Source organism: Acidovorax sp. GW823-FHT02H02 (assembly GCF_058797075.1).
In genome coordinates, this window is sequence record NZ_JBXAJH010000014.1 from 1 (window position 1) to 25,491 (window position 25,491).

The window sequence follows — 25,491 nt, forward strand, 5'->3', positions numbered from 1 at the left end:
GTGTGAAAGTAGGTCATCGTCAGGCTCTTACAGCCCAGTAACGCCCCGCTCAAATTTTGAGTGGGGCGTTTCTGCTTTCAGCGCCGCTATCGCCGCCCGCCGCGAATCAATTCAAACCTTCTGTGCATGCCCAGTCCGGCAAAGGGGCAGCGGCCAGCAACAAGTGGGTTCTGTATTCGATGAGCGTGGCGTGGAAAAGCTAGCCCCTGCTCGCCTCGCTTCCCCCCGCAAACACCTTCAGTTCTCCCGAGCCGAACGCCTTCCATTCCTCATTGACCGTCAACGGCTCCGTCGCCAGCAATTGCACCTTGTCGGATGGTGTGGTGAGGGGGGCGAAATCAATGCAGAGATCTTCATCCGATAGCTGCGCAATGGCAAAAGGATGCCGCCTCTGCAGGTGATAAAGGTGGGTGGAGGCGTGGGCCCACAGAGCTTCGCCATTGGACAGCAGAAAATTGAAGGTGCCGTGCGCGGCAATTTGCGGTGTCAGCTCCCGCAGCGTGCGGGTGAGTTCGTCAATGCTGGGCATGCCCGCATGCGATTTGGCAAGCTCTTGCAGCAACCAGCAAAACGCATGCTCGCTGTCGGTATTGCCCACCGGGTGAAAATGCGCATGCAGGCGCGGGCGAAACTCCTTCAGATCGCCGTTGTGCGCAAAAACCCAGTAGCGACCCCACAGTTCACGCACAAAAGGATGGCAGTTCTGGAGGCTGACAGGCCCCTGCGTAGCCTTGCGGATATGGGCAATGACGTTGAGGCTCTTGATGGGGTAGTGCCGGATGAGCTCGGCAATGGGTGAATCGGCCGCGCGCAGATGGTCCACGAAATGGCGCAGGCCCCGGTCTTCGAAGAACGCAATGCCCCACCCATCGGCGTGATCGGCGGTATTGCCGCCACGTTGCGCAAATCCCCGAAAGCTGAAGGTGATGTCCGTGGGGGTATTGCTGTTCATTCCAAGCAGCTGGCACATGAGAGGACCCGGTGATGATGTGAAGGCATGCGGTCAGGGTTGCTGAGCCGCGGTGGCCTGGCCTGGCGCACCGCGCAATTGCCATGCCGCAATAAGCGCCAGCAGGCAGAGTCCTGCCAGCATCAGGAAGGTTTCGCCAAACGCTGCGATGCGTGCTGGGCTCGTGGCTGCGGTCGTCAATGAGTCTCCATGCACGCCCAGGCGCCATTCGAGCACGATTCCGCAAAGACCGACTCCTGCAGCGCCCCCCAGCATGCGCACGAAGCCGATGATGCTCGATCCCTGGGAAATGAGCGTCTTGTCCAGCGGCCGCATGGCGCCCAGATTGAGCGAGGGCAGGATGAAGCCCAGCCCGATGCGGCCCAGCACGGCAAACAGCACCAGCGTCCACAGTGCAGACTGCAGCCCCACCAGCTTCATCAGCACAAAGGAAATGCCCAGCAGCGCCAGGCCGGTGCCGACCAGCCAGTGGGTGGGAGCCCTGTCGGCCAGCCGGCCGACCAGAGGAATGGTGACCGCCAGCACGAGGCCAGAGGGCAGCATGATGGTGCCCACATGCGAGGCAGAAAGCTGCAACCCCAGTTGCATGAAAACCGGTAGCAGATACGTGGAGCCAAAGAGCGCAGTGCCGTAGATGAAGGCCACCACACTGCCCATGGCGAACTGACGGTATTCAAAGACCCTCAGGTCCATCAGGGGCTTGTGGCCGCGCCGCGCAATGCGCCGTTGCCACCACAGGAACAGTACCACGAACAGCATGGCAGTGCCCAGCAGCAGGGTCGCCTGGGCGTAAGGCCCGCTGTGCAGCGCCACCAGGCCATTGAGCAGGCACAGCGTGCCCAGGGTACCCAGCGCCAGCCCGCGCCAGTCCAGTGGTTCGCCGCTGCGGTTCGCCGGCATTCCGCCGGGGGCGGTGGTGGGCACGAATTTGTAGGCCAGTGTGATGGAGGCCAGGCAAAACGGCACGACCATGAAAAAAATCGAGCGCCAGCCAAACCAGTCCACCAGCAGGCCTCCCAGGCTGGGCCCGATGGCGGGCGCCAGTACGACCCCCATGCCGAAAATGCCGCTGGCGCGCCCCTGTTCGTGGGGTTGAAAAGCATACAGGATGATCACTGCGGGAATCGGCTGTACCACCCCGGCGGCCAGCCCCTCGGCCACACGGGCGGCGAGCACCAGTCCGAAATCCCCGGCGATGCCGCCGCCAACGCCCCCTGCGAGCAGCAGCACCATGGCGCCTACGTAGGTGGCCCGGTAGCCATACCGTGACAGCAGCCACGGCGTAGTGAGCATCGACACCGTGGTGGCCACCATGAAGCCCGACGTGACCCATTGGGCGCGCTCCTGGCCGAGCGCGAAATAGTGGCTCATGTCCGGAATCGCCACATTGACGATGGTGGACGACATGATGGACGCCATGGTCCCCACCATCACCGAAAGCAGTACCAGCCAGCGGTACCGCTCGCCATGGCGCTCGCGCAGCATGGAGGGCGAGCCGCAGGGCTGTGTCATGGTGCGGTGCTCAGGAGCGTTCGGTCCAGAGTGTGCCGCCGGTGGCCCAGTTTTCGCGCTTGACGTCGGTGATGAGGATATCCACCGATTCGGGCGAGCCGCCCAGGATCTCCACAGAAACACGCGTGATCTCGGCGACCAGCTTTTTCTTCTGCTCGATGGTGCGGCCTTCCATCATTTCAATGTGGTACGTTGGCATGTTCAATGGCTCCTTGCAATGCAATGCCTGATCATATCGGCGCCGCGGGTGGCGGCTGATCGGGGTTCTGTAGGGGCAAGGCCGCGCAAACCGGGCAGATGCACGCACGCCTTCGCAGCGCGTCCGGAACGGCCGCCAGGGCAGCGGCGGACAGGTGCGCCGACATGCACCAGCAGGTTTCGGCAGCTTGCCCGGCCACCACGGCGCACTGGTTGCCTTGCCCGCACAAAGGGCAGATGCTGGTATCAAGGGGTGGCTGGGACATAGGCAGATCATCAGGGCACGGGCCCGAAGGCAAGAAGACCAGTGTAAAGGTGCCGATCCCAAAAGAAAGGCACCCCGCAGGGTGCCCATGTGCATAGAAAATGCAGACTATCGCTTGTCCATAAAGCGCTGGAAGCTATGAATTAACTAGCGAAAACGTGCCAATGCTGCCGGCGCTCTTATGCGGCTGCCTTGAGCTTTAGGCGCCAGGCGTGCAGCAGCGGCTCGGTATAGCCGCTGGGCTGCTCGGTGCCCTTGGTCACCAGCTCCACCGCGGCGCGGTAGGCGTACGAGGTGTCGAAGTGGCCCGCCATGGGCTGGTACAGCGGGTCGCCGGCATTTTGCTGGTCGACCACCGCGGCCATGCGGCGGAAGGTTTCCTGCACCTGCGCCTCGGTCACCACGCCATGCAGCAGCCAGTTGGCCATGTGCTGGCTGCTGATGCGCAGCGTGGCGCGGTCTTCCATCAGGCCCACGTTGTGGATGTCGGGCACCTTGGAGCAACCCACGCCCTGGTCCACCCAGCGTACCACGTAGCCCAGGATGCCCTGGGCGTTGTTGTCCAGCTCCTGCTGCTTCTCGGCGTCGCTCCAGTTGGGGGCGGAGGCCACAGGCACGGTGAGCAGGCCGGTCAGCAGGTTGTCGCGCTCGGCATTGGCGTCGATCTTTTCCAGCGCGATCTGGATGTCGCTCACCTTCACCTGGAGGTAATGCAGCGCATGCAGCGTGGCGCCGGTGGGGCTGGGTACCCAGGCGGTGTTGGCGCCGGCCTGGGGGTGGGCGATCTTTTGCTTGAGCATGTCGGCCATCAGGTCGGGCATGGCCCACATGCCCTTGCCGATCTGTGCCTTGCCGCGCAGGCCGCACGACAGGCCGACCAGCACATTGCTGCGTTCGTAGGCGGGCAGCCAGGCGCTGGTTTTCATGTCGCCCTTGCGCACCATGGGGCCAGCGTGCATGGCGGTGTGCATTTCGTCGCCGGTGCGGTCGAGGAAGCCGGTGTTGATGAAGGCCACGCGGCTGCTGGCGGCGGCGATGCAGGCCTTGAGGTTGACGCTGGTGCGGCGCTCCTCGTCCATGATGCCCAGCTTGACGGTGCTGTCAGGCAGGCCCAGCAACTGCTCCACGCGGCCGAACAATTCGGCGGCAAAGCCCACTTCGGCCGGGCCGTGCATCTTGGGCTTGACGATGTAGACCGAGCCCTTGCGCGAGTTGCGGATGCCGTTCTTGCCGTGGCCTTGCAGGTCGTGCAGTGCGATCGCGGTGGTCACCACCGCGTCCATGATGCCTTCGGGAATCTCGCGCTGCCGGCCCTGGGCGTCGGTCCACAGGATGGCCGGGTTGGTCATCAGATGGCCCACGTTGCGCAGGAACATGAGCGAGCGGCCATGCAGGCGCACTTCGCCCTGGCCGCTGGCGGCCGTGTAGATGCGGTCCGGGTTCAGGCCGCGGGTCACGGTCTTGCCGCCCTTGTCGAACGACTCGGTCAGCGTGGCCTGCAGGATGCCCAGCCAGTTGGCGTAGCCCAGCACCTTGTCGTCGGCATCGACGGCGGCCACCGAGTCTTCGAGGTCGAGGATGGTGGACAGCGCCGCTTCCAGCACCAGGTCGCTCACGCCGGCGGCATCGGTCTGGCCGATGGGCGTGGCGCGGTTGATCTGGATATCGAGGTGCAGGCCGTTGTGCTGCAGCAGCACCGACGAGGGCTGGGCCGAGCTGCCCTGGTAGCCGGTGAACTGGGCCGGGTTCTTCAGGCCCGTGGTGCTGCCGTTCTTCAGGGCCACGACCAGCTGGCCACCCTCCACGCGGTAGCCCGTGGCGTCCTTGTGCGAGCCGGTGGCCAGCGGCGTGCTCTGGTCGAGCACATTGCGGGCGAACTCGATCACCCTGGCGCCGCGCACCGGGTTGTAGCCCTTGCCCTTTTCGGCGCCGTCGGTCTCGGGGATGGCATCGGTGCCATAGAGCGCGTCGTACAGGCTGCCCCAGCGGGCGTTGGCGGCGTTCAGCGCATAGCGCGCGTTCAGGATGGGCACCACCAGCTGGGGGCCAGCCTGGATGGCGAGCTCGTCGTCCACGTTGGTGGTGGTGGCCTGCACGTTGGCGGGCTGGGGCACCAGGTAGCCGATGGTTTCCAGGAACTTGCGGTAGGCCGCCATGTCGGTGATGGGGCCGGGGTGGGCCTTGTGCCAGGTGTCCAGCTCGGTCTGCAGGCGGTCGCGCTCGGCCAGCAGGGCGATGTTGCGCGGGGCCAGGTCGGACACGATGGCGTCAAAGCCTTTCCAGAAGGCGCTGCTCTGCACGCCGGTGCCGGGCAAGACCTTGTCTTCCACGAAGCGGAACAGGGAGGTGGCCACTTGCAGGCCGTGAACAGAGGTGCGTGCGGTCATGGTGCGATGCCTAAGGTAGAGAAATAAAGGGGAAAACCAGCCACTGGGCCCGCTGACGCGAACCATGGAAAGACTGTATTGCAATTGTTTGGTGGCATAAAGCCTTTGAATATCTCGAAACCAATGACTTTTTTGCAAAAATAGCGTGACTGTCTCATGCAAAAACAATAGCTATTAACGCCTGTTGAATAGGCGATAGAGGCATTTTTGACGGAAATTTCTCGATCGCCACCACCCGGTGGCGCGGTCGCTACTTGTCTCCATAATCAGCGCCATGGACAAACTCAAGGCCTTCGAATCCTTTGTGTCGGTGGCCACGCGCGGCAGCCTCACCGCTGCTGCCAAGGCCGAAGGCGTGGCGCCCGCCATCATGGGGCGCCGGCTGGATGCGCTGGAAGAACACCTGGGCGTGAAGCTCCTGGTGCGCACCACGCGGCGCATCAGCCTCACGCACGAGGGCAGCGCCTTTCTGGAGGACTGCCAGCGCCTGCTGTCCGACGTGGCCAATGCCGAGGCCAGCGTGTCGGAAGGTGGGGTGAAGGCCACGGGCCACCTGCGCATCACCGCCCCCGCCGGCTTTGGCCGCCGCCATGTGGCGCCGCTGGTGCCGCGTTTTCGCACGGCGCACCCCGACGTGACGATCTCGCTCAACCTCAGCGACCGCGTGGTGGACCTGGCCGGCGAGGGTTTCGATTGCGCCGTGCGCGTGGGTGACTTGCCCGATTCGTCGTTGGTGAGCGTGCGCATCGCCGACAACCGCCGCCTGTGCGTGGCCACGCCCGCCTATCTGCAGCGCCATGGCACGCCGCGCCATCCCAGCGAGCTGTCGGCGCACGATTGCCTCACGCTGTCGAGCGAGGCCTCGCAGACGCGCGGCTGGGCGTTTCGCATGCCCGCCGAGGGGGGCGGCAGCGAGGTGGTGCACCTCAAGCCGGGCGGGCCGCTCGATTGTTCGGACGGCCAGGTGCTGCACGACTGGTGCCTGGCGGGCTATGGCCTGGCCTGGCGCAGCACCTGGGAGGTGGAGGCGGAAATCGCCGCGGGCCGCCTGGTGGAAGTGCTGGAGGAGTTTGCCGCGCCGCCCAATGGCATCTACGTGGTGTTTCCCCAGCGCAAGCACATGCCGCTACGGGTGCGCCTGTGGATCGATTTCCTCAAGCACAATTACAGCCAGCCCGGTTTCTGGACGGCCGCGTAGCCCCCGAGCCGCCTTTTCTCTGGATCCGCAAGGCTTTCACAAGGAACTGACCCCATGACTCTCGAAGCCGTCCTGGCCGCCCTGCACCTGGTGGCCATACTGACCTTTGTGGTCTTTCTCTCGAGCCAGGCTGCGCTGTGCCGCATTGAATGGCTCAATGCCGCCGTGGTCGAGCGCCTGGTCCGGCTGGATGTGATCTATGCCGTGGCGGGGACGGTGATGATAGCCAGCGGCCTGGCGCGCCTCATCTGGGGCGTCAAGGGCGCGTCATGGTATCTGTCGCAACCGCTGTTTCACCTCAAGATCACCCTCGTTGTGGCCATGGTCGTGTTGTCGTTTGTGCCTTCGCTGGCGTTTCGCCGCTGGCACCGGACGCTCCGCAGCACCGGCGCCCTGCCGGATGCCGCGGAAGTCGCGCGGGTGCGCCGCCTCGTGATGATCCAGTCCCATGTGCTGCCGGTGGTGGCGGTGATTGCCGTCTTCTGGGCGCGCGGCTGGTAGGCTCGCCCAGCACCGGGCGGCGCAGTTCCTGGTTTCAAAAACTGGTGCGCAGCCGGCGTCCCCTGGAGCGTGCGTTACTTCATTCAACCAAGGCTTTGCTGTGAATCGATCCTATCTGGATGGCCGTGTGGGCACATCCATGGCCCCAGTGCGCAGGGGGCCGCAAGTGCCATTGGCCATGGCCGTGCTTTTGCTCCTGTTCGGCGCGGTATGGCTGTGGCATCTGGACAGTGTTGCCCTGAGTCCGCCTGCGGACAACATCGAGCAGCTGACCTGGATGCGATCGCTGGAGTGGGGGTACTACAAGCACCCTCCGCTGCCCACCTGGATCATGTGGGCGTTTGTGCAGTTGGCGGGCTGGTCCGCGTGGTCCAGCTATCTGCTGGGGAGCTTGTTCACGTTGGTCAGTCTCGCCATTTTCAGCGCGCTGCTGCATGACATCCATGGTCGCCACTATGCCTGGGTGGGTCTGTTGGCCGCCCTGGGAATCACGTTCTACAACGGGCGGATGAACTACTACAACCACAACATCGTGCTCATGCTCTGGGTCGCGTTGAGCGCATGGCTGTGGTGGCGCATCCTCACCCGGCCGCAACGGCGCTGGTGGCTGGCGCTGGGGGTGGTTGCCGGGCTGGGAATGCTCAGCAAATACCAGTATGCCGTGGCGGCGGTGTGCGGGCTGTGGCTGTTCGTGCGGCACGGACTGTGGCGCAGTCCGGCCCAGCGCCAGGGATTGCTGATGGCGCTGGCCATTGCGTTGCTGATCTTTTTGCCGCATGCGCTGTGGTTGCTGGAGCAGGAACGTGGGCCGATTGCCTACGCCATGCAGTCATCCCTGGGGGCACAGTTCGGGCCCGGCCAGCGGCTGACCGCCACGGCCCGGTGGTTGCTGGACTGGCTGTTCAACCGGTGCTTGCCCGCCGTCCTGCTGTTGCTGCTGGTGTGGTGGGCACAGCGCCACGTGCGCCGTGAATTGCCTTCACCGTCGGGGCCGCAAGAGCCGCATGGGGCCGCGGTGCTGGGGCAGTCGCTGCTGTGGTGCTGGGGCCTGTTGCCGCCGGCGTTCATGGCGGCCATGGGGGTGCTGTGGGGGGTGGACCTGCAACTGCAGTGGGGCACGGCGTTTGCCCTCTGGACGGTACCGGCCTGCATGGCCGTTTTGGGTTTGCGCGAGGCGACTTTGCGCGCAGGATGGACATTGCCCGTGGCGGGCGTGGCGTTTGTGGCGCTGCAGGGCCTGCTGGTATGGCAGTCGTACGACACCTCCGCTTTTGGCCGCCATCCCCCGCGCTCGGCGCACTGGCGCGAATTTCGGTCCCAGGCGCTGGCGGAGGCGGTGGCACAGCCCGCGCGGCAGGAACTGGGCGGCCCCGTGCGCATCATCAGCGGGCCGGCAGCCGCCAGCGGTGCGGTGGCGCTGTGGCTGCCGGAGCAGCCACGGGTGCTCATTTATGGCGACCCGGCGTTGAGTCCGTGGATCACACCGCGCGAACTGGAGCGCGGGGGCATCCTGGAACTGTGGCCTCCCGGCGAGGGTCCGGCGGATGCGCACCGGGTGCTCGACGGCTGGGGCTGGCGGGTGCGGCCGCCGGCCGCTGTCAGTGGGGGTGGCTCCTGACACGGCGCGCCCTATCGCCAGGCGCCCGGGGCGCCGCCAGCCTCTGGCAGACCCCTGCCGGTGCGCTCGTTCACCAGGCAGGCCGGGCGGCGCTTGACCTCTTCGTGGGTGCGTCCCACGTACTCTGGTGGAATCTCGACCCGACTGCACCAATGGATGAGCCGGTAAAACACGCGTGTCCACCGGGCTTGCAGGCGCGAGTGGTCGTCGTGGGTACGCCGCACGGCGTACACCACGTCGCTGTCTGGCGGCTATTCTGGTAGCGTTTCGGACAGCCTGGAGAAGGAGTGCGGGCCGTCGGCATCCAAGCACCACCTTGCCACGCGCGGCCTCCTTTCGCGGCTGCCATCGTTGACCAGAACTGCCTCGATCCTTGGGCGACAGGGCCTGCAGCGCCGCCAGCCCCTATGGCACGACAGTGGCCAGCTTGCGGCCCTCGTTGTAGGCCGGCATGACGCAGGAGACGGATGGTGTCTGGGCGGCGCGGGCAGCCATGGGAATCCAGCAAGGGTATGGTGCGCATCGCCGGTAGGGCATGGAGATGCGAGGTGGAAACATAAAAAACCCCGCCATGCTGGGCTGGCGGGGTTTGGGGCCGATGGCCGTGAGATCTTATTTCTTGAGGCATTCACTCATGAAGGCCTTGCGTTCATCGCCCTTCTTGCCGGCCGCTTCGGCGTTGCAGGTTTTCATCTTGCCTTGCTGCGTGGCCGGTTTGTTGCTCAGGCAGGTCTTCATGAAGGCCTTGCGTTCATCGCCCTTCATCTCGCCGGCATCCTTGTTGCAGGTCGCCATCCTGGATTGCTGCTTGGTAGGGGCAGGGGTGTTCTCTGCAGCGTGGGCGCTGAAACCCAGCGACAGAGCCAAACCGAGCGCGGTCAGGGAAAGAAGCTTTTGCATGGAATCTCCTGGTGTGAATGCGTTATGGGGGGTCCCGGCGGCATTGCACCATAGAACGTGTCGCGCGACAACGCGGACAAGCCATGAAAACAACCGCGCGAACTGCGACGGAGGGCTGTGCACGTTGATTTCTCGGCGCATGCGGGGTCTTGGCGCCGCTCTGCCCAGCGCCCCGGCGATACAAAACGCCACGAAAGCAGCGTACAAAAAGAATGCTGCGAAACAGGACGCATCAGCAGCGTGCAAGGTACCTGAAACACCAGGGTCCAGAGGCGTCGGTGCAGCCCGATGGGCTGGGGCGGCCTCCGCTCAATCTCCTCGGCAACGGGGGTGGGGCGCCATTCGGCCTGGGGGCACCGCCAGCCTGCGCGCATGCCCGCCGGGGTGCGCTGGCGCGGGTGTTCGATGGTCTGTGCCGGCCGCCCCGTAAAATCCGCCGATGCTCACAGCCAAAAATGAATTGCTCGCAGCGCTTGCTGCCGAGCTGGAAATCCTGTCGCCCGGCGCTGGCGCCAAGGCGGCGTTTGAATCCCCCAAGGTCGCGGCCCATGGCGACTTCGCCTGTACCGCCGCCATGCAGCTGGCCAAGCCGCTCAAGCTCAACCCGCGTGCTCTGGGCGAGCAGCTCAAGACCGCGCTGGAGGCCACGCCTGCCTTCCAGCGCTGGGTGGCCGCCATCGAGATCGCCGGCCCCGGTTTTCTGAACATCCGCCTGCAGCCCGCGGCCAAGCAGGAGGTGGTGCGCGAGGTGCTGGCCGCTGGAGCGCGCTTTGGTTACCAGGCCGATCGGGGCGAAAAGGTGCTGGTCGAGTTCGTCTCGGCCAACCCCACCGGCCCGCTGCATGTGGGCCATGGCCGCCAGGCGGCTTTGGGCGATGCCATCTGCAACCTGTTCGGCACGCAGGGCTGGAAGGTGCACCGTGAGTTCTATTACAACGACGCGGGCGTGCAGATCGACACGCTGACCAAGAGCACGCAGCTGCGCGCCAAGGGCTTCCAACCGGGCGATGACTGCTGGCCCACCGACAGCGACAACCCGCTGGCCAAGAATTTCTACAACGGCGACTACATTGCCGACATCGCCGAGGCCTTCAAGGCCCGGGCCACCGTGAAGGCCGATGACCGCGAGTTCACCGCCAACGGTGATGTGGAGGACTACGACAACATCCGCCAGTTCGCCGTGGCCTACCTGCGCAACGAGCAGGACAAGGACCTGCAGGCTTTCGCCCTGCACTTCGACGAGTATTACCTCGAATCGAGCCTGTACACCAGCGGCCGCGTCGAGGCCACGGTGAACAAGCTCGTCGCCAACGGCAAGACCTACGAGCAGGACGGCGCGCTGTGGCTCAAGAGCACCGACTACGGCGACGACAAGGACCGCGTCATGCGCAAGCAGGACGGCACCTTCACCTACTTCGTGCCCGACGTGGCCTACCACATCGCCAAGTGGGAGCGCGGCTTTACCAAGGTCGTCAACATCCAGGGCACGGACCACCACGGCACCATCGCCCGCGTGCGCGCCGGCCTGCAGGCGGCCGATGTCGGCATTCCCCAGGGCTACCCCGACTATGTGCTGCACACCATGGTGCGCGTGGTCAAGGGCGGCGAGGAGGTCAAGATCAGCAAGCGCGCGGGCAGCTACGTCACGCTGCGCGACCTGATCGAGTGGACCAGCAAGGACGCCGTGCGTTTCTTCCTGCTCAGCCGCAAGCCAGACACCGAGTACACCTTCGATGTGGACCTGGCCGTGGCGCAGAACAACGACAACCCGGTGTACTACGTGCAGTACGCGCATGCGCGCATCTGCTCGGTGCTGCGCGCCTGGCAGGAGGCGGGCGGTGGTGATGTGGCTGCGCTCAAGGATGTGGACTTGTCGGCGCTGGAAGGCCCGCAGGCCCAGGCGCTGATGCTGCAGCTGGCCAAGTACCCCGAGATGCTCACGGCCGCTGCCGAGGGCGAGGCGCCGCACGACGTGACCTTCTACCTGCGCGACCTGGCCGCCAGCTACCACAGCTATTACGATGCCGAGCGCATCCTGGTGGACGACGAGGCCGTGAAGAAGGCGCGCCTGGCCCTCGTCGCCGCCACCGCGCAGGTGTTGCACAATGGCCTGGCCGTGCTGGGCGTATCGGCTCCAGCCAGAATGTAAGCAGTTACTACCATGAAGAAAAAACAGACGGGTGGCACCATCATCGGGTTCATCGTCGGGGTCGTCGTGGGCCTGGGTGCCGCGCTGGCCGTGGCCGTGTATGTGACCAAGGTGCCTGTGCCTTTCCTGAACAAGGGCGGCCTGCGCGGCGTGGACCAGGATGCCGCCGAGGCACAGAAGAACAAGAACTGGGACCCGAACTCGCCGCTCTACGGCAAAAACCCCGCGCGCCCGCCTGCTCCGGCCGCAGCCGCAGCCGCGTCGGCCAGTGCCAACGGCACGGCCCCGGCCGCTGAGGCCACCGCTGCGCGCACACCGGCCAGCAAGCCTGCAACGGCCGAGGCCAAGTCCGCCACGAAAGCTGACGCCAAGCCTGCCGCCTCGGCGGACCCGCTGGGCGACCTGGCCAAGGCCAAGTCGGCGGCGGTCGATCCGTTTGACTATTTCGTGCAGGCCGGGGCGTTCCCTACCCAGTCGGGGGCCGATGCGCAGCGCGCCAAACTGGCCATGCTGGGCTGGGAAGCCCGCGTGAGCGAGCGCGAACAGAATGGCCGCACCATGTACCGCGTGCGCGTGGGGCCGTTTGCCAAGCGCGACGACGCCGAGCAGCTGAAGGAAAAGCTGGAAGGCGCCGGCGTCGAGTCCGCGATGGTGCGTGTCCAGCGCTAGGATGTCCATCGCCATCGTCTGAACTTTTTCGTGGGGGCGTTCTCACACCCCCAGACCAGAACAAGGAGTGTCCACGTCATGAAACGCCGCGAGTTTTCCCTGTCCACCGCTTCGGTGGTTGCCGCTTCCGCCCTGACCCTGCCGCTGGCCACGCCAGCCATGGCGCAGGCGCGCCAGTTCAAGGAGGGCAAGGACTACACCAGGCTCGCCAAGCCCCTGACGCCGGATGCCCCCGCCGGCAAGGTCGATGTGATCGAGTTCTTCTGGTACAGCTGCCCGCACTGCAACTCCTTTGAGCCGGCGCTCGATGCCTGGGTCAAGGCAGCCCCCAAGGATCTGAGCATCCGCCGCATTCCCGTGGCTTTCAATGCCAGCTTCGTACCCCAGCAAAAGCTGTATTTCACGCTCGAAGGCATGGGCAAGCTCGACACCTTGCACGCCAAGGTGTTCCGCGCCATTCACGTCGAAAAACTCAAGCTGGCCAAGGACGAGGACATCTTCGCCTGGGTGGCCCAGCAGGGTGTGGATGCCGCCAAGTTCAAGGAGGTCTACACCTCCTTCACGGTGTCCAGCCAGGTGCGCCGCGCCTCGGCGCTGCAGGAGGGTTATGGCGTGGAAGGCGTTCCTTCGATGGGCGTGGCCGGCCGGTTCTATACCGATGGCACCATGGCCGGCAGCATGCAGACCGTGCTGCAGGTGGTGGAGTATCTGGCGGGCGTGGCGCGCAAGGGCTGATGCCGCATTCGCCACCGTGCGAGAGGCCCGCGTTTGCGGGCTTTTTCATGGGCGCTGGCGCTGTGCGTGGCTACAATGAAGGCAAGATTTGTGCCTCATGAAAAAAAGATACCTCCCGATCCTGCTGCTCTCGGCCCTGGCTTGTGCCCCTGGCGTGGGCCATGCCGAAAAGGCTGATCGCAACAAGCCCATGAACATCGAGTCCGATGCGCTGCGCCACGATGAGCTCAAGCAGACCAGCGTGTTCACGGGCCGGGTGGTCATGACCAAGGGCACCATCGTGCTGCGCGGTGCACAACTGGATGTACGCCAGGATGCCGATGGCTACCAGTACGGCGTGGTGACGGCAGAGCCCGGCAAGCGCGCGTTCTTCCGGCAAAAACGCGACAGCTTGGCCGGCGCCCCGGACGAGTTCATCGAAGGGGAGGGCGAGGTCATCGAATACGACGGCCGTGCTGACAATGTGCGCTTCATCACCCGTGCCGAAATGCGCCGCTACCGGGAATCGGTGGTGACCGATGAGGTCTCGGGCGCCGTCATCGTCTACAACAACCTCACCGATGTGTTCACTGTCGATGGGCAAAAGAAATCGCCCGCCAGCACAGCGGGGGATGCACCCGCCCCCGGCGGGCGCGTGCGCGCCGTGCTGTCGCCCAAGGAGCAACCTCCTGCCGCTACCCCAGCCCCTGCTGCCAGCGGGCCGGTGCTGCGCCCCAGCAACACCCTCGGCGGCGCAAGCAAGTGAGTGCAGCGACCGTGAACACAAGCCCTGACACCCAGGCGGGCAGCCGCCTGGAAGTTGCGCACCTCGAAAAGTCCTATGGCAGCCGCAAGGTCGTCAAGGATGTGTCGCTGGTCGTGCAAAAGGGCGAGGTGGTGGGCTTGCTCGGTCCCAATGGCGCGGGCAAGACCACTTCGTTCTACATGATCGTGGGCCTGGTGCGCTGCGATGGCGGTGACATCCGCATCGATGGCCACTCGGTTGCGGACATGCCCATCCACCGGCGCTCGCGTCTGGGGCTGTCCTATCTGCCGCAAGAGGCGTCGATCTTTCGCAAGCTGAACGTCGAGGAAAACGTGCGCGCCGTGCTGGAGCTGCAGCGGGGCGACGACGGCAAACCGCTCGCCCGGAAGGAGATCGAAGCACGCCTCACAGCCTTGCTGCAGGAGTTGCGCGTGGACCATCTGCGCGATTCGCCGGCCCTGGCCCTGTCGGGCGGCGAGCGCCGCCGGGTCGAGATCGCCCGCGCGCTGGCCACCCAGCCGCGCTTCATCCTGCTCGACGAGCCCTTCGCCGGCATCGACCCGATTGCCGTCATCGAGATCCAGCGCATCATCGGTTTCCTGAAGGCGCGCGGCATCGGTGTGCTGATCACCGACCACAACGTGCGCGAAACGCTGGGCATCTGCGACCACGCCTTCATCATCAGCGACGGCCATGTCCTGGCCCAGGGCACGCCGTCCGAAATCGTTGACAACGCCGAGGTGCGTCGCGTCTATCTCGGCGAACACTTCCGGATGTGAGCATGGCCCCCACGCTTCCTCATTTCGTGTGGTCGCTGCCCCCCCAGGGGCACCGGCCCGCCTTCGGGCGGCCGGGCGACGGGCTGATTGGTGCCCTTGCGTTGGCAGTGGCATGAAGCCCGGCCTTTCGCTGCGCGTTTCGCAGCACCTGTCGCTCACGCCGCAGTTGCAGCAATCGATCCGGTTGTTGCAGCTGTCGACGCTGGAGCTGTCGCAGGAAGTCGAGCAGATGCTCGACGAGAACCCCTTTCTGGAGCGCACGGCCGATGAAGCGCCGCGCGAGGAGTTTGGCCTGGAAGCCGCCGACACGCCCGCACAGGCCGACGACTACAGCGCGGACGACGCTCTTTTTTCAGGGGCTGCCAGCGCAGGCAACACAAGCGCTGAAAACCCAAATGATGCTGAAACGGCCAGCGCCGGTGCGGACGAGCCCGACTGGAGCGGCGACGGCACGGTGGAAATGGCGCCCAATGACGCCGAGTGGGGCGGCGATGCGCCCGCCCGCAACCGCAACGACGCCGAAGGCGACGAGGCCGACGCCACCGAACTGGCCCGCTCGCAGGAATCACTGACGGCCTTCCTGCACCGCCAGGCGCTGGCGCTGCGCCTGTCCGAGCTCGACCGCGCCGCGCTGCGCTTTCTCATCGAATCGCTCAACGATGACGGCTACCTCGAAGAGCCGCTCGAAGAGCTCGCCATCGGCCTGGCCGGGCCCGACGACCTGGAGCAGATCGAAGAACTGGTGCACCGCTTCACGGTGGCCCAGCACCTGCTGCAAAGCCTGGAGCCTGTGGGCGTGGGCGCGCGCGGCCTGGCCGAGTGCCTGACCTTGCAGCTCAAGGCCCTGGCCGCCGACGAAGACAGCGAGATCGACCCCGATACCGTGCAGACCGCGCTGCGCATCTGCCAGCAGCCGCTGGAGATGCTGGCCCGCCGCGACATCCGGCGCCTGACGCAGCTGTGCGGCGATGGCGAAGAGCGCACGCGTGCCGCCATGGCGCTGATCGCCCGCCTGGAGCCGCGCCCCGGCCGCCGCTTTGCCGATGTGGAGCGCAACATCATCGTGCCCGACGTCATCGTGCGCAAATCCGGGCGCGCCAATGGCGGGGGCCAGCAGAACTTCATCGTGCAGCTCAACCCCGACGTCATGCCGCGCCTGCGCGTGCACGACATCTACGCCGGCGCCCTGCGCGGCCACAAGGGTGGCGAGGGCCACCAGGGCATGCAGCAGCGCCTGCAGGAGGCGCGCTGGTTCATCAAGAACATCCAGCAGCGCTTCGACACCATACTGCGCGTCTCGCGTGCCATCGTGGAACGGCAAAAGAACTTCTTCACCCATGGCGAGCTGGCCATGCGCCCGCTGGTGCTGCGCGACATCGCCGACGAGCTGGGGCTGCACGAGTCCACCATCAGCCGCGTGACCACCGCCAAGTACATGGCGACGCCGATCGGCACCTACGAGCTCAAATACTTCTTTGGCTCCGGCCTGGGCACCGAAACCGGCGGCAACGCATCGAGCACGGCGGTGCGCGCGCTGATCAAGCAGTTCGTGGCGGCCGAAAGCCCCGCCAAGCCGCTGTCCGACAGCCAGATCGCCGAAATGCTCAAGGAGCAGGGCATCGAGTGCGCGCGCCGCACCGTGGCCAAGTACCGCGAGGCGCTCAAGATCGCGCCGGCCAATCTGCGCAAGGCGCTGTAGCCTTTGTGGGCGCGCGCGCCTGCCGCAGCGTGCCCTGTTGGCTGTTTTTTCACCCATCACCCCGCTTTCCACGCCATGGCCCGCATCGTCTTCGACCTTCCCGCGCATTTCGGCTTTGCCACCGAGCTGCAGATCTACATCAGCCACGTCAACCAGGGCGGTCACCTGGACAACGCGCAGTTGCTCACCCTGGTGTCCGAAGCGCGGGTGCGCTTTTTTCAGTCCTTGGGCTACCCCGAGGCGGATGTGGGTGGCCTGTCCATCGTGGTGGGCGATATCGTGGCGCAGTACAAGTCCGAAGGTTTCCATGGCGAAACCATGCGGGTGGAGATGGCGCCGGCGGACTTCAACCGCTACGGCTTCGACCTGGTGTTCTGCATGACCGAGACCACCTCGGGCCGCGAAGTGGCGCGCGGCAAGATCGGCATTGTCTTCATCGGCAAGGCCAGCCGCAAGGTCGCCCCCATCCCGGACTCCATCCGCCAGCTGCTGCTGGCCCGCGCGGGTGAGCCCGGTTCCCCCGCCGTGCCCGAGCGCGTATCCTCCCCATCGACATGAACCACCTCCAACTTTTTCTCCCTTGCGCCGCTGGCGTCGAGGGCTACCTGGCCGACGAGGTGCACGCCATCACCGGCCTCACCGGGCAAGACCTGCTGGTGGGCCGGGGAGGTGTGCTGCTGCGCGCCTCGTGGCGCCATGCGCTGCTGCTCAACCTGCACAGCCGCCTGGCCCAGCGTGTGCTGGTACAGCTGGCGCACCGGCCCTACCGTTCCGAGAACGACCTCTATGGCATGGCCAGCGACGTGGCCTGGGAGATCTGGTTCACCACGCGCCAGACCTTCAAGGTCGAGGTGACGGCGCAGCACAGCCCGCTGCAAAGCCTCAATTTTGCGGGCCTCAAGGTCAAGGATGCCGTGGCCGACCGCTTCCGCCACAAGAGCGGCGTGCGGCCCGACGTGAATACGCAGTGGCCCGACGTGCGCATCCACCTGCACCTGACCACCGACGAGGCCACGATCTACATCGACACCTCGGGCGAGCCGCTGTTCAAGCGCGGCTGGCGCGAGGACAAGGGCGACGCCCCGCTGAAGGAAACCCTGGCCGCCGCCATGATCGCCGCCAGCGGCTGGGACCCGCTGGGCGACAACCCCCAGCCCCTGTACGACCCCTGCTGCGGCAGCGGCACCATCGTGGTCGAGGCCGCGCAGATCGCCTGCCGCATCCCGGCCGGCATGCTGCGCCGCTTTGCGTTCGAGAAACTGCTGCCGTTCCAGGCCCATGTCTGGACTGCTATCAAAAACGAGGCTGAAGGCGCCATACAGAAAAGCGCCGTGCCCATTTTTGGCAGTGATGTCGCCTTCCGCATGGTCGATTTTGCCCAGCGCAATGCCGAGCGCGCCGGCGTGGCCGATGCCGTGCAGCTGCGCGGTGGCGATGCCCTGCAGCGCATGCCGCCCTGCGAGCAGCCCGGCGTGATGCTGCTGAACCCGCCCTACGGCGAGCGCATCGCTGCCGCCGGCACGGCGGGCCGCAACGCCAGTGAGCGCGCGGCCGACCGCGCCCAGGGCCTGGCCGTGGGCCGCGAAGAGGCGCACACCGACGATGGTGGCGAGTTCTTCAGCCAGCTCGCCGCGCACTGGAAGAAGAACTACGCCGGCTGGCAGGCCTGGATGCTCACACCCGACCTCAAACTGCCCGGCAAGATGCGCCTGAAGGAATCGCGCCGCGTGCCGATGTGGAACGGCCCCATCGAATGCCGGCTGTTCCGCTTCGACATGGTCAAGGGCTCGGTGCGCGCGCCGCGTGCCGCCGATGGTGCAGCCCCCAAGGCCCATGGCGGCTAAGCCCCATCGCTGCGTGCTGCAGTGGCCCGAACGCGGGCAGAGTGATGCTGACGCGCGCCCGCTGGTGCTGGACACCAACATCGTGCTCGACCTGCTGGTGTTTGCCGACGCCGCCGTGGCGCCCGTGCGCCAGCTGCTGGACGCGCAGCGGCTGCGCTGGGTGGCCACGCCGCCCATGCGCGACGAGCTGGCGCGTGTGCTGGCCTATCCGCAGATCGTGCCGCGGCTGGCTTTTTATGGGCTCACCGCCGGCCAGCTGCTGCAGACCTACGAAGCCCAGGTGCGCTGGGTGGACGTGGCACCGCGCGTGTCCGCCGTGTGCAAGGATGCCGACGACCAGCATTTCATCGACCTGGCCGTGGCCCACCGCGCCATCCTGCTCAGCAAGGACAATGCCGTCCTTTGCATGCAAAAACGGCTGCTGGCGCTGGGTGCGCATGCGGCGACAGCGATTGTTTTTGAAGCAGACGAGCTGCTGGAAATTGCGCCGGGGAGCGCCGCCGCCACGCCTGCTGCCGTGCAGATGGCTTGACTTGCCGCACCGGCTGGCGGCTACACTGGCCGCCTTTGCCCGGGGCCGCGGGCAGCATCCCAGCCCCGAGGCCCCGCCGACTGGAGCCCTGCCATGAACAACACCCCCCACCCAGCACCCGCGGACGCCGCCGCCGCATTGGCCGCCCCGGCCCTGGGCCCCGATGAACTCGACGAGATCGACACCCTGCTGGACGACCTGCGCACGCGCGGCGAGGAGATCCCGCAGTGGGAGTTCTGTGATGGCTTCCTCACGGCGCTGATCTGCAGCCGCCGCCCCATTCCACCCTCGGAATACCTGCCCATGCTGCTGGGCGATGGCTCGGCCATCGACCTGGCCGAAGGGGAGCCCCTGCCGCTGCTGCCGGCGTTTGCCGATGCGGCACAGCAGGCGCGGTTTCTGGAGCTGTGGATGCTGCGCTGGAACGAGGTCGAGGCGCAGCTCGACGCCCCGGTCGAATCGCTGGACGACGACCGCACCTTCCAGCCCGAGGCCATGGACATGCGCGGTGCCGTGGCCAGCCTGCCCGAAGACCAGCGCGCCGAAATGGCCGGCCAGGAGATCCCCTCGTTTGGCCAGGTGTGGGCGCTGGGCTTCATGTTCGCCGTCGAAAACTGGCCCGAGGACTGGGCCGCACCGCGCGACAAGGAAGCCGCCAAGTGGCTCGACGATGCGCTGGACAGCATCGTTGCCCTGACCGAGGACGACACCGGCAAGCCCGAGGTCTGCATGTTCAGCGAGGACGGCCCGCCCAGCACCAGCCAGGCCCGCGTGGAAACCTTCGGCGAAGCCATCTGGGCCGTGTACGACCTGCGCCAGCTCTGGAAAAGCCTGGGCCCGCGCATCGAAACCGTGCGCAAGGTGGCCGAACCCGGCCGCAACGATCCCTGCTGGTGCGGCAGCGGCAAGAAATTCAAGAAGTGCCACGGGGCCTGACGCGGCGCTGCCGTACCGTGCGCGGGTCTCCCTGCGGCGCGAGCACGGCCCTGTTGCGCCCGCCATCCTGGGCTTGGTAGAGGGCCGCGTCGGCACATCGGACCCGTGTTGTGGGGCCGCCATGTGCGGGTGCCGATGCGCACCGTCCTGCGCCCCGGGCCGGGGAAGACTGCCTCATCAGCGATCGTGGGGCGAATCTTCTGGTCCGCGGCCAGGGCGCCTTCACCGTCTGGCGTATGCGGTAGCAGCATGGCGGATTCCTCGCCGCATAGCATGCCATGCAATCGACCGAGCGCGTGTCGACCGCGCAGACTCCGCAAGAGGGATACGCCGCGAGCGGCCATACGCTACCCCTTCCTCAGCAGCTGGATCAGTCGTGTCAGTGCATGCCGTGCCGTGGCCGTACGCACGGCGGCGCGGTGGCCCGGAAAGTGCCGCAGTTCGCTGTATATCTGTCCATCCACGCCCCAGGCCAGCCACACCGTGCCCACGGGCTTCTCGGCGCTGCCGCCCGTGGGCCCGGCCACGCCGGTCACGGCGACGCTGACCTGCGCGCGCGAATGCGCCACGGCGCCCTCGGCCATGGCGCGTGCCACGGGTTCGCTCACGGCGCCATGCGCTTCGATCAGCGCGGCGGGCACGCCCAGCATCTCGGTCTTGGCAGCGTTGGAATAGGTGACGAAACCGCGTTCGAACCACTGGCTGGAGCCCGCCAGGTCGGTGCAGGCGGCGGCGATCATGCCGCCGGTGCAGCTCTCGGCGGTGGCCAGCATCCAGCCGCGCGCCAGCAGCTGGGCGGAAATTTGAGCCAAAGTAGCCTCTGGCGCTTGTGCATCAGGCGCTGGCAGCGCATCTGTGGATCGTGATGACGGGCTCACCAGAAGAACCTCCACAGCGCGATCACCAGCAGGGTGCAGAACGCCGCCACGAAGTCGTCGAACAGGATGCCCCAGCCGCCGCGCCAGCCGAAGCCCTTGAACAGCTGGTCGGCCCAGCCCACGGGCCCGGGCTTGGCGGCATCCAAGTAGCGGAACAGGGCAAACGCCACGGCCTGGCCCCAGAACCCCATGGGCATGGCCAGCCACAGCACCAGCCAGAAGGCCACGACCTCGTCCCAGACGATGCTGCCGGGATCGGACACGCCCATGTGCCGCGCCGTGACGGTGCAGGCCCACCAGCCGACCAGCGTGCCCGCGCCGATCAGCAGGCCGATCTGCTGCGTGCCCAGCCAGTGCTGCAGGACCAGAAAGGCCAGCCAGGCCCACAGGGTGCCCACGGTGCCCGGCGCCTTGGGGCTCAGGCCAGCGCCAAAGCCCAGCGCAATGCAGTGCGCCGGGTGCTGCAGCATGAAAGTGGCGCTGGGCCGCCGTGGCGGCGGTGGCGTGCCGGGGGGGCGCGGCGTGGCATCGGTCACGTCGACCGGGTCAACCGGATCGCGCGGGGCGCCAGGGGGGGAGGGAATCACGCGGGGGCTCCGGGGCGTTGCATCAGGGGTGAGAATGCTAGCAGCCTGCCCCGCAGTCGCCTGTCTGCACGACTGCAGCGCCAGGAGCGTTCTCAGGCGGATGGGGCAGGCGCGGCCTCGGGCAGGCGCACCAGCAGCACCGGCACGGGGGAGGTGCGGGCGATCTGCTCGGCATCGCTGCCCAGGAACATGCGCGCCAGGCCGCGCCGTCCCTGGGTGCCCAGCACGATCAGGCGGGCGTCCCATTGCCGGGCCTCGTCGATCACCAGCGTGGCCACCTGGGCGTCCATGGCTTCCAGCAACCGGGTCTCGGCCTGGATGCCTTGCGCGGTGAGCTGCTCGCAGGCCTTGCGCAGCATGGTGTCAGCACCCTTCAGGGCCACGGGCAGGAAGTCGGTGCGATACACCTCGGGGCGCACGAAGCCAACCGCATGCGTCAGCGGATCGATGATGTGCAGCAGGCGCACCTGCGCACCCACCTTCAGCGCCAGGCCGGCGGCTTCTTTCAGCGCTTGTTCCGAGGTGGGGCTGCCGTCGAAGGGGACCAGGATTTTTTCGTACATGGAGAACTCTTTGTAAAAGTGGAAGGGTGAACTCAGTGGCCTGGCACGCTGACCAGCGCGAGGGCGCGCCAGGCGGCAATCCACTCTTCGTTGGTGGGCTCCACCGCCACGGGCACGTGGCTGGCGGCGTGGGAGATGAGGGGGGCGTTGCGTGCATTGGCATCGCCGTCGAGTGCCACGCCCAGGAAGGCCAGGTCGCGGCAAATGCGCTCGCGGATGGCGGCGTTGTGCTCGCCAATGCCGGCGGTGAAGACCAGCATGTCCAGCCCGCCCAGCACGGCGACCATGGCGCCGATCTCGCGCACGATGCGCCGCACATACAGCGCCAGCGCGGCCTGCACGCGTGCGTTGCCCGCCTCCTGCCGCAGCAGCACGCGCGGGTCGGACGACACGCCCGACAGGCCCAGCAGGCCCGACCCGTGGTACAGCACATGGCCCACCTGTTCGAGCGTGAGCTTTTCGATCTCCATCAGGTACAGCACCGCGCCGGGATCGAGCGCGCCGCAGCGCGTGCCCATCATCAGCCCGTCGAGCGCCGAAAACCCCATGGTGGTGGCCATGCTGCGCAGGCCCTGCATGGCGCACAGGCTGGCGCCGCTGCCCAGGTGGGCCACGATGGTGCGCCCGCGTGCGGCATCGCCATGGCGCTCGGCCAGCGCGACCGACATGAATTCATACGACAGGCCGTGAAAGCCGTAGCGGCGCAGGCCGCGTTCCCAGGCGCCGTAGGGCAGGGGCAGCATTTTTTCGACATCGGGCAGCGTGTGGTGGAACGCCGTGTCAAAGCAGGCCACCTGGGGCAGGCCGGGTGCCGTGGAAAGCAGCGCCTCGATGGCTTCGAGCGCAAACGGCTGGTGCAGTGGCGCCAGCGGGATGTAGGTTTGCAGGTCGGCCAGCACGGCGGCGTCCACGCGCACCGGGTCGAAGTACTTGGCGCCGCCGTGCACCACGCGGTGCGCCACGGCGGCGATGCGGTGGCCGCCCAGCCGGGCCAGCACGCGGGCGCGGATGTGCTCCAGTGCCGCGTGGTAGGGCTGGGCGGCGTCCAGCGCTATCGGGCCGGGCGCGCTGCCCGTCTCGCCAAAGGTGGGCGCGGGGCCGGTGATGCCATCGACCTTGCCGTTCCACAGGGGCTTGCGCGGCAGTGGGCGGGTGCTGGCATCGAACAGCGCGAACTTGATGCTCGACGAGCCGCAGTTGAGCACCAGGATGAGGTCGCTCATGGCGGCAGCACCTTGTAGCGGTGCGCCAGCAGCACGGCCACGGCGCACGAGGCGATGCGGGTTTCGCGCGAGTCGGCGCGGCTGGTGAGCACGATGGGCACGCGCGCGCCCAGCACGATGCCGGCGCTGGCCGCGCTGCCCATGAATTCGAGCTGCTTGGCCAGCATGTTGCCGCTTTCCAGGTCGGGCACCACCAGAATGTCGGCCCGGCCCGCCACCTCGGAGACGATGCCCTTGGTGTGCGCGGCCGCCATCGACACGGCATTGTCGAAGGCCAGCGGCCCGTCGAGCAGGGCGCCGGTGATCTGGCCGCGATCGGCCATCTTGCACAGGGCCGCCGCATCCAGCGTGGCGGGCATGTGCGGGTTGACGGTTTCCACCGCCGCCAGGACGGCCACGCGCGGCTCGGCCACGCCGATGGCATGGGCCAGGTCGATGGCGTTGCGCACGATGTCGGCCTTGTCGTCCAGCGTGGGCGCGATGTTGATGGCGGCGTCGGTGATGATGAAGGGGCGCGGGTAGGCCGGTGTCTGCATCAGGTAGCAGTGGCTGATGCGCCGCTTGGTGCGCAGGCCGGTGCCGCTGGCCACCACGGCAGCCATGAGCTCGTCGGTGTGCAGGCTGCCTTTCATGAGGGCCTCCACACGCCCTTTCGCCACCAGCTCCACCGCGCGTGCGGCGGCCGCATGGCTGTGGGGCACGTCTTCGATGGCGATGCCGGCAATGTCCAGCCCGCTCTCTTGCGCCACCGCCAGGATGCGCGCGCGCGGGCCAATGAGCACGGGCGTGATCAGCCCGGCCGCGCGCGCATCCAGCGCACCCGAAAGGCTGAGCGCGTCGCAGGGGTGCACCACCGCCATGGGGCTTGCGCCCAGCGGGCGCACATGGTCCAGCAGCCGGTGCAGGCCGTCGCCGTTGACGGTCAGGCGCACCTCGGGCAGCGTGGTGCGCGCGCGTTCGATGCGCTCGGTGGGGGCGATCACATCGGCTTCGCCGCTGATCACGGCCACGCCGTCCTGGTTGGTGCAGCTGCAGGCAAGCTTCAGGCGTTTCTTGGCCTCGTCGCGTGCGGTTACCGTCACGCCCACGCGCAGGGTGTCACCCACGCGCACGGGGGCGAGAAATTGGAGCGTCTGCCCCAGGTAGATGGTGCCGGGGCCGGGCAGGCGCGTGCCCAGCACCGCCGAAATCAGGGCGCCGCCCAGCATGCCGTGGGCAATGACGCCCTGAAAGCGCGTGGAGGCGGCGTATTCCGCATCCAGGTGCTGCGGGTTCACGTCGCCCGAGAGCACCGCGAACAGCTGGATGTCTTCGGTGCAGAGCGTGCGCTCGAACGATGCGGTGTCGCCCACCGCGATCTCGTCGAAGGTGCGGTTGCGCACGGTGCCCAGGTCGTTGCCGGCAGCGATCGCGGGGGGGAGAGCGGGCAGGGTGTCTGGCATGGGACTCCGAAGGATGGGAAAGATGGAGATCAGGCCATCTGGCTGATGGTCTTGCGAAAACGCGCCAGAGAGGCGGTGAACAGCACAGCGCCAATGGCCAGTATGGCCAGCCATTGTGGCCAGACCATGTCGAGGCCCGCACCCCGGTACAGGATGGCCTGCGCGGCCGCCACGAAATGCGTGGTGGGCGCGGCCAGCATCACGTATTGCACCAGCTCCGGCATGCTTTCGCGCGGGGTCACGCCGCCCGACAGCATTTGCAGCGGCAGCAGGGTCAGCACCAGCAGCATGCCGAACTGCGGCATGGAGCGGGCCACGGTGGCCAGGAAGATGCCCATGGAGGTGGTGGCAAACAGGTGCAGCGCCGCCAGCCCCATGAACAGCGGCACCGAGCCCTGCACCGGCACCTGGAGGGCGCCCTGCACCACGAACACCAGCGCCACCAATGCCGCCAGCAGCACCACCAGCCCCATGGACCAGACCTTGGCCAGCATGATCTCGCCGGGCGTCACGGGCATGACCAACAGATGCTCGATGGTGCCGTGCTCGCGCTCGCGGATCAGCGCCGCGCCGGTCAGGATGATGGACAGCATGGTGACGTTGTTGATGATCTCCATCAGCGAGCCGAACCAGGCCTGCTCCAGGTTGGGATTGAAGCGCATGCGCACGTTCAGCTCGACCGGCAGCTGCGCATCGCCGCGGTGGCGCTGCACGAATTCGCCCACCTCACCCGCCACGATCTGCTGGATATAGCCGCTGCCGGTGAAGGCCTGGCTCATGCGCGTGGCATCCACATTGAGCTGCACCACAGGGGCCAGCCCGGCCAGCACCTCGCGCTGAAAATTGGGCGGAATGTCGAGCACAAAGGTGTAATTGCCGTTGTCCATGCCGGCATCCATCTCGGCCAGCGTGATCAGGCGCGGGGTGGTGAAGTACGGCGGGTAGAAGCTGGCCACGATGCGCGCCGACAGCGGTGAATCGTCTTCGTCCACGATGGCGATGGCCGCCTTGTGCAGGCTCTCGGGCATGGCCGTGGCGGCCACGTAGATCGACACGGTGAAGGTGTAGGCGATCAGCACCAGCATCATGGGGTCGCGCACCAGGCTCCACAGTTCCTTGATGCCCAGGCGCCAGATGTTGGCAAGGGATGCGGCGTGCATG

At 66.7% G+C, this 25,491-nt stretch carries 25 protein-coding genes; 13 read left to right on the plus strand and 12 right to left on the minus strand.

Annotated elements, in window-relative coordinates:
• Window positions 1-199: 199 nt before the first annotated feature.
• The 5 genes from AC1RDS_RS14985 to AC1RDS_RS15005 form a co-directional block, all read right to left on the minus strand.
• Entirely contained in the window at window positions 200-970 is a 771-nt protein-coding gene (locus AC1RDS_RS14985; RefSeq protein WP_287878522.1) for a class II glutamine amidotransferase, read from the minus strand.
• Window positions 971-1,003: 33 nt separating this feature from the next.
• Window positions 1,004-2,482, minus strand: a complete 1,479-nt coding sequence (locus AC1RDS_RS14990) for a DHA2 family efflux MFS transporter permease subunit (RefSeq protein WP_287878521.1) — start codon at window positions 2,480-2,482, stop codon at window positions 1,004-1,006.
• Between the two features lie 10 nt (window positions 2,483-2,492).
• Window positions 2,493-2,681: a 4-oxalocrotonate tautomerase gene (locus tag AC1RDS_RS14995; protein ID WP_092699432.1), complete on the minus strand. Its 189-nt coding sequence runs from the start codon at window positions 2,679-2,681 to the stop codon at window positions 2,493-2,495.
• Window positions 2,682-2,712: 31 nt separating this feature from the next.
• Window positions 2,713-2,946: a cysteine-rich CWC family protein gene (locus tag AC1RDS_RS15000; RefSeq protein WP_092699433.1), complete on the minus strand. Its 234-nt coding sequence runs from the start codon at window positions 2,944-2,946 to the stop codon at window positions 2,713-2,715.
• Between the two features lie 178 nt (window positions 2,947-3,124).
• Window positions 3,125-5,332, minus strand: coding sequence for a malate synthase G (locus AC1RDS_RS15005; protein ID WP_492227118.1), 2,208 nt, complete (start codon window positions 5,330-5,332; stop codon window positions 3,125-3,127).
• A 274-nt stretch (window positions 5,333-5,606) separates the two neighbouring features.
• Here AC1RDS_RS15005 and AC1RDS_RS15010 point away from each other — a divergent pair, with 274 nt between their 5' ends.
• From AC1RDS_RS15010 to AC1RDS_RS15020, 3 genes are all read left to right on the plus strand, one after another.
• On the plus strand, window positions 5,607-6,530 hold the full coding sequence (locus tag AC1RDS_RS15010) for a LysR family transcriptional regulator (protein WP_287878516.1): 924 nt from the start codon (window positions 5,607-5,609) through the stop codon (window positions 6,528-6,530).
• A gap of 54 nt (window positions 6,531-6,584) precedes the next feature.
• A complete protein-coding gene (locus AC1RDS_RS15015) occupies window positions 6,585-7,031 on the plus strand; it encodes a DUF2214 family protein (protein ID WP_287878513.1) in 447 nt (148 codons plus the stop codon).
• Window positions 7,032-7,209: 178 nt separating this feature from the next.
• Window positions 7,210-8,649 carry an ArnT family glycosyltransferase gene (locus AC1RDS_RS15020; RefSeq protein ID WP_492227119.1) on the plus strand — a complete coding sequence of 480 codons (1,440 nt, stop codon included), beginning with the start codon at window positions 7,210-7,212 and terminating at the stop codon, window positions 8,647-8,649.
• A 612-nt stretch (window positions 8,650-9,261) separates the two neighbouring features.
• Here the strand turns inward: AC1RDS_RS15020 and AC1RDS_RS15025 are convergent.
• A complete protein-coding gene (locus AC1RDS_RS15025; protein WP_026435417.1) occupies window positions 9,262-9,549 on the minus strand; it encodes a PsiF family protein in 288 nt (95 codons plus the stop codon).
• Between the two features lie 439 nt (window positions 9,550-9,988).
• On the opposite strand from AC1RDS_RS15025, the gene argS reads away from it, so the two are divergent.
• The 10 genes from argS to AC1RDS_RS15075 all read left to right on the plus strand — a co-directional run bounded on the left by argS (window position 9,989) and on the right by AC1RDS_RS15075 (window position 19,637).
• Window positions 9,989-11,698 carry an arginine--tRNA ligase gene (gene argS, locus AC1RDS_RS15030; protein ID WP_092699444.1) on the plus strand — a complete coding sequence of 570 codons (1,710 nt, stop codon included), beginning with the start codon at window positions 9,989-9,991 and terminating at the stop codon, window positions 11,696-11,698.
• Between the two features lie 12 nt (window positions 11,699-11,710).
• Window positions 11,711-12,367 carry an SPOR domain-containing protein gene (locus AC1RDS_RS15035; RefSeq protein ID WP_492227120.1) on the plus strand — a complete coding sequence of 219 codons (657 nt, stop codon included), beginning with the start codon at window positions 11,711-11,713 and terminating at the stop codon, window positions 12,365-12,367.
• A gap of 78 nt (window positions 12,368-12,445) precedes the next feature.
• Window positions 12,446-13,102 (plus strand): thiol:disulfide interchange protein DsbA/DsbL, encoded by a 657-nt coding sequence (locus AC1RDS_RS15040; RefSeq protein ID WP_092699448.1) that lies wholly within the window; start codon window positions 12,446-12,448, stop codon window positions 13,100-13,102.
• Window positions 13,103-13,199: 97 nt separating this feature from the next.
• Window positions 13,200-13,847, plus strand: coding sequence for a lipopolysaccharide transport periplasmic protein LptA (gene lptA / locus AC1RDS_RS15045; RefSeq protein ID WP_287878502.1), 648 nt, complete (start codon window positions 13,200-13,202; stop codon window positions 13,845-13,847).
• 11 nt (window positions 13,848-13,858) lie between these two features.
• The gene (gene lptB, locus AC1RDS_RS15050; protein WP_425285662.1) at window positions 13,859-14,626 is read left to right on the plus strand and encodes an LPS export ABC transporter ATP-binding protein; all 768 of its coding nucleotides are present in this window, start codon (window positions 13,859-13,861) and stop codon (window positions 14,624-14,626) included.
• A gap of 112 nt (window positions 14,627-14,738) precedes the next feature.
• A complete protein-coding gene (locus AC1RDS_RS15055; RefSeq protein ID WP_287878501.1) occupies window positions 14,739-16,325 on the plus strand; it encodes an RNA polymerase factor sigma-54 in 1,587 nt (528 codons plus the stop codon).
• Window positions 16,326-16,400: 75 nt separating this feature from the next.
• On the plus strand, window positions 16,401-16,883 hold the full coding sequence (locus tag AC1RDS_RS15060) for an acyl-CoA thioesterase (RefSeq protein WP_287878500.1): 483 nt from the start codon (window positions 16,401-16,403) through the stop codon (window positions 16,881-16,883).
• Window positions 16,880-18,169 (plus strand): THUMP domain-containing class I SAM-dependent RNA methyltransferase, encoded by a 1,290-nt coding sequence (locus tag AC1RDS_RS15065; protein WP_287878498.1) that lies wholly within the window; start codon window positions 16,880-16,882, stop codon window positions 18,167-18,169. The genes AC1RDS_RS15060 and AC1RDS_RS15065 overlap by 4 nt, the downstream gene beginning before the upstream one ends.
• Complete coding sequence (locus tag AC1RDS_RS15070; protein WP_287878495.1) at window positions 18,159-18,701, plus strand: putative toxin-antitoxin system toxin component, PIN family; 543 nt, start codon at window positions 18,159-18,161, stop codon at window positions 18,699-18,701. The genes AC1RDS_RS15065 and AC1RDS_RS15070 overlap by 11 nt, the downstream gene beginning before the upstream one ends.
• A 93-nt stretch (window positions 18,702-18,794) precedes the next feature.
• Window positions 18,795-19,637, plus strand: coding sequence for a YecA/YgfB family protein (locus AC1RDS_RS15075; RefSeq protein ID WP_492227121.1), 843 nt, complete (start codon window positions 18,795-18,797; stop codon window positions 19,635-19,637).
• Between the two features lie 347 nt (window positions 19,638-19,984).
• On the opposite strand, the gene AC1RDS_RS15080 is transcribed toward AC1RDS_RS15075, so the two are convergent.
• The 6 genes from AC1RDS_RS15080 to AC1RDS_RS15105 all read right to left on the minus strand — a co-directional run bounded on the left by AC1RDS_RS15080 (window position 19,985) and on the right by AC1RDS_RS15105 (window position 25,490).
• Window positions 19,985-20,449: a CinA family protein gene (locus AC1RDS_RS15080; RefSeq protein WP_492227122.1), complete on the minus strand. Its 465-nt coding sequence runs from the start codon at window positions 20,447-20,449 to the stop codon at window positions 19,985-19,987.
• Between the two features lie 62 nt (window positions 20,450-20,511).
• Window positions 20,512-20,985: a phosphatidylglycerophosphatase A family protein gene (locus AC1RDS_RS15085; protein WP_492227151.1), complete on the minus strand. Its 474-nt coding sequence runs from the start codon at window positions 20,983-20,985 to the stop codon at window positions 20,512-20,514.
• 209 nt (window positions 20,986-21,194) lie between these two features.
• Window positions 21,195-21,665 carry a universal stress protein gene (locus AC1RDS_RS15090; protein WP_092699466.1) on the minus strand — a complete coding sequence of 157 codons (471 nt, stop codon included), beginning with the start codon at window positions 21,663-21,665 and terminating at the stop codon, window positions 21,195-21,197.
• Window positions 21,666-21,697: 32 nt separating this feature from the next.
• On the minus strand, window positions 21,698-22,888 hold the full coding sequence (locus AC1RDS_RS15095) for an acetate/propionate family kinase (protein WP_092699468.1): 1,191 nt from the start codon (window positions 22,886-22,888) through the stop codon (window positions 21,698-21,700).
• Window positions 22,885-24,330, minus strand: coding sequence for a bifunctional enoyl-CoA hydratase/phosphate acetyltransferase (locus AC1RDS_RS15100; protein WP_092699470.1), 1,446 nt, complete (start codon window positions 24,328-24,330; stop codon window positions 22,885-22,887). Before AC1RDS_RS15100 ends, AC1RDS_RS15095 begins: the two co-directional genes overlap by 4 nt.
• A 29-nt stretch (window positions 24,331-24,359) precedes the next feature.
• Window positions 24,360-25,490, minus strand: coding sequence for an ABC transporter permease (locus tag AC1RDS_RS15105; protein WP_092699472.1), 1,131 nt, complete (start codon window positions 25,488-25,490; stop codon window positions 24,360-24,362).
• Between the last annotated feature and the right edge of the window lies 1 nt (window position 25,491).

What these genes read in the sequence shown, in the direction of transcription:
- AC1RDS_RS15015 (WP_287878513.1), top strand. Translation starts at nt 6,585, where the DNA reads ATGACTCTCGAAGCCGTCCTGGCCGCCCTGCACCTGGTGGCCATACTG.
- AC1RDS_RS15055 (WP_287878501.1), top strand. Translation starts at nt 14,739, where the DNA reads ATGAAGCCCGGCCTTTCGCTGCGCGTTTCGCAGCACCTGTCGCTCACG.
- AC1RDS_RS15040 (WP_092699448.1), top strand. Translation starts at nt 12,446, where the DNA reads ATGAAACGCCGCGAGTTTTCCCTGTCCACCGCTTCGGTGGTTGCCGCT.
- AC1RDS_RS15005 (WP_492227118.1), bottom strand. Translation starts at nt 5,332, where the DNA reads ATGACCGCACGCACCTCTGTTCACGGCCTGCAAGTGGCCACCTCCCTG.
- AC1RDS_RS15070 (WP_287878495.1), top strand. Translation starts at nt 18,159, where the DNA reads ATGGCGGCTAAGCCCCATCGCTGCGTGCTGCAGTGGCCCGAACGCGGG.
- AC1RDS_RS15100 (WP_092699470.1), bottom strand. Translation starts at nt 24,330, where the DNA reads ATGCCAGACACCCTGCCCGCTCTCCCCCCCGCGATCGCTGCCGGCAAC.
- AC1RDS_RS15000 (WP_092699433.1), bottom strand. Translation starts at nt 2,946, where the DNA reads ATGTCCCAGCCACCCCTTGATACCAGCATCTGCCCTTTGTGCGGGCAA.
- lptA (WP_287878502.1), top strand. Translation starts at nt 13,200, where the DNA reads ATGAAAAAAAGATACCTCCCGATCCTGCTGCTCTCGGCCCTGGCTTGT.
- AC1RDS_RS15010 (WP_287878516.1), top strand. Translation starts at nt 5,607, where the DNA reads ATGGACAAACTCAAGGCCTTCGAATCCTTTGTGTCGGTGGCCACGCGC.
- AC1RDS_RS15075 (WP_492227121.1), top strand. Translation starts at nt 18,795, where the DNA reads ATGAACAACACCCCCCACCCAGCACCCGCGGACGCCGCCGCCGCATTG.
- AC1RDS_RS14985 (WP_287878522.1), bottom strand. Translation starts at nt 970, where the DNA reads ATGTGCCAGCTGCTTGGAATGAACAGCAATACCCCCACGGACATCACC.
- AC1RDS_RS15060 (WP_287878500.1), top strand. Translation starts at nt 16,401, where the DNA reads ATGGCCCGCATCGTCTTCGACCTTCCCGCGCATTTCGGCTTTGCCACC.
- AC1RDS_RS15035 (WP_492227120.1), top strand. Translation starts at nt 11,711, where the DNA reads ATGAAGAAAAAACAGACGGGTGGCACCATCATCGGGTTCATCGTCGGG.
- AC1RDS_RS15020 (WP_492227119.1), top strand. Translation starts at nt 7,210, where the DNA reads ATGGCCGTGCTTTTGCTCCTGTTCGGCGCGGTATGGCTGTGGCATCTG.
- AC1RDS_RS15025 (WP_026435417.1), bottom strand. Translation starts at nt 9,549, where the DNA reads ATGCAAAAGCTTCTTTCCCTGACCGCGCTCGGTTTGGCTCTGTCGCTG.
- AC1RDS_RS15095 (WP_092699468.1), bottom strand. Translation starts at nt 22,888, where the DNA reads ATGAGCGACCTCATCCTGGTGCTCAACTGCGGCTCGTCGAGCATCAAG.
- AC1RDS_RS15085 (WP_492227151.1), bottom strand. Translation starts at nt 20,985, where the DNA reads ATGCTGCAGCACCCGGCGCACTGCATTGCGCTGGGCTTTGGCGCTGGC.
- AC1RDS_RS15090 (WP_092699466.1), bottom strand. Translation starts at nt 21,665, where the DNA reads ATGTACGAAAAAATCCTGGTCCCCTTCGACGGCAGCCCCACCTCGGAA.
- AC1RDS_RS14995 (WP_092699432.1), bottom strand. Translation starts at nt 2,681, where the DNA reads ATGCCAACGTACCACATTGAAATGATGGAAGGCCGCACCATCGAGCAG.
- AC1RDS_RS14990 (WP_287878521.1), bottom strand. Translation starts at nt 2,482, where the DNA reads ATGACACAGCCCTGCGGCTCGCCCTCCATGCTGCGCGAGCGCCATGGC.
- argS (WP_092699444.1), top strand. Translation starts at nt 9,989, where the DNA reads ATGCTCACAGCCAAAAATGAATTGCTCGCAGCGCTTGCTGCCGAGCTG.
- AC1RDS_RS15105 (WP_092699472.1), bottom strand. Translation starts at nt 25,490, where the DNA reads ATGCACGCCGCATCCCTTGCCAACATCTGGCGCCTGGGCATCAAGGAA.
- AC1RDS_RS15065 (WP_287878498.1), top strand. Translation starts at nt 16,880, where the DNA reads ATGAACCACCTCCAACTTTTTCTCCCTTGCGCCGCTGGCGTCGAGGGC.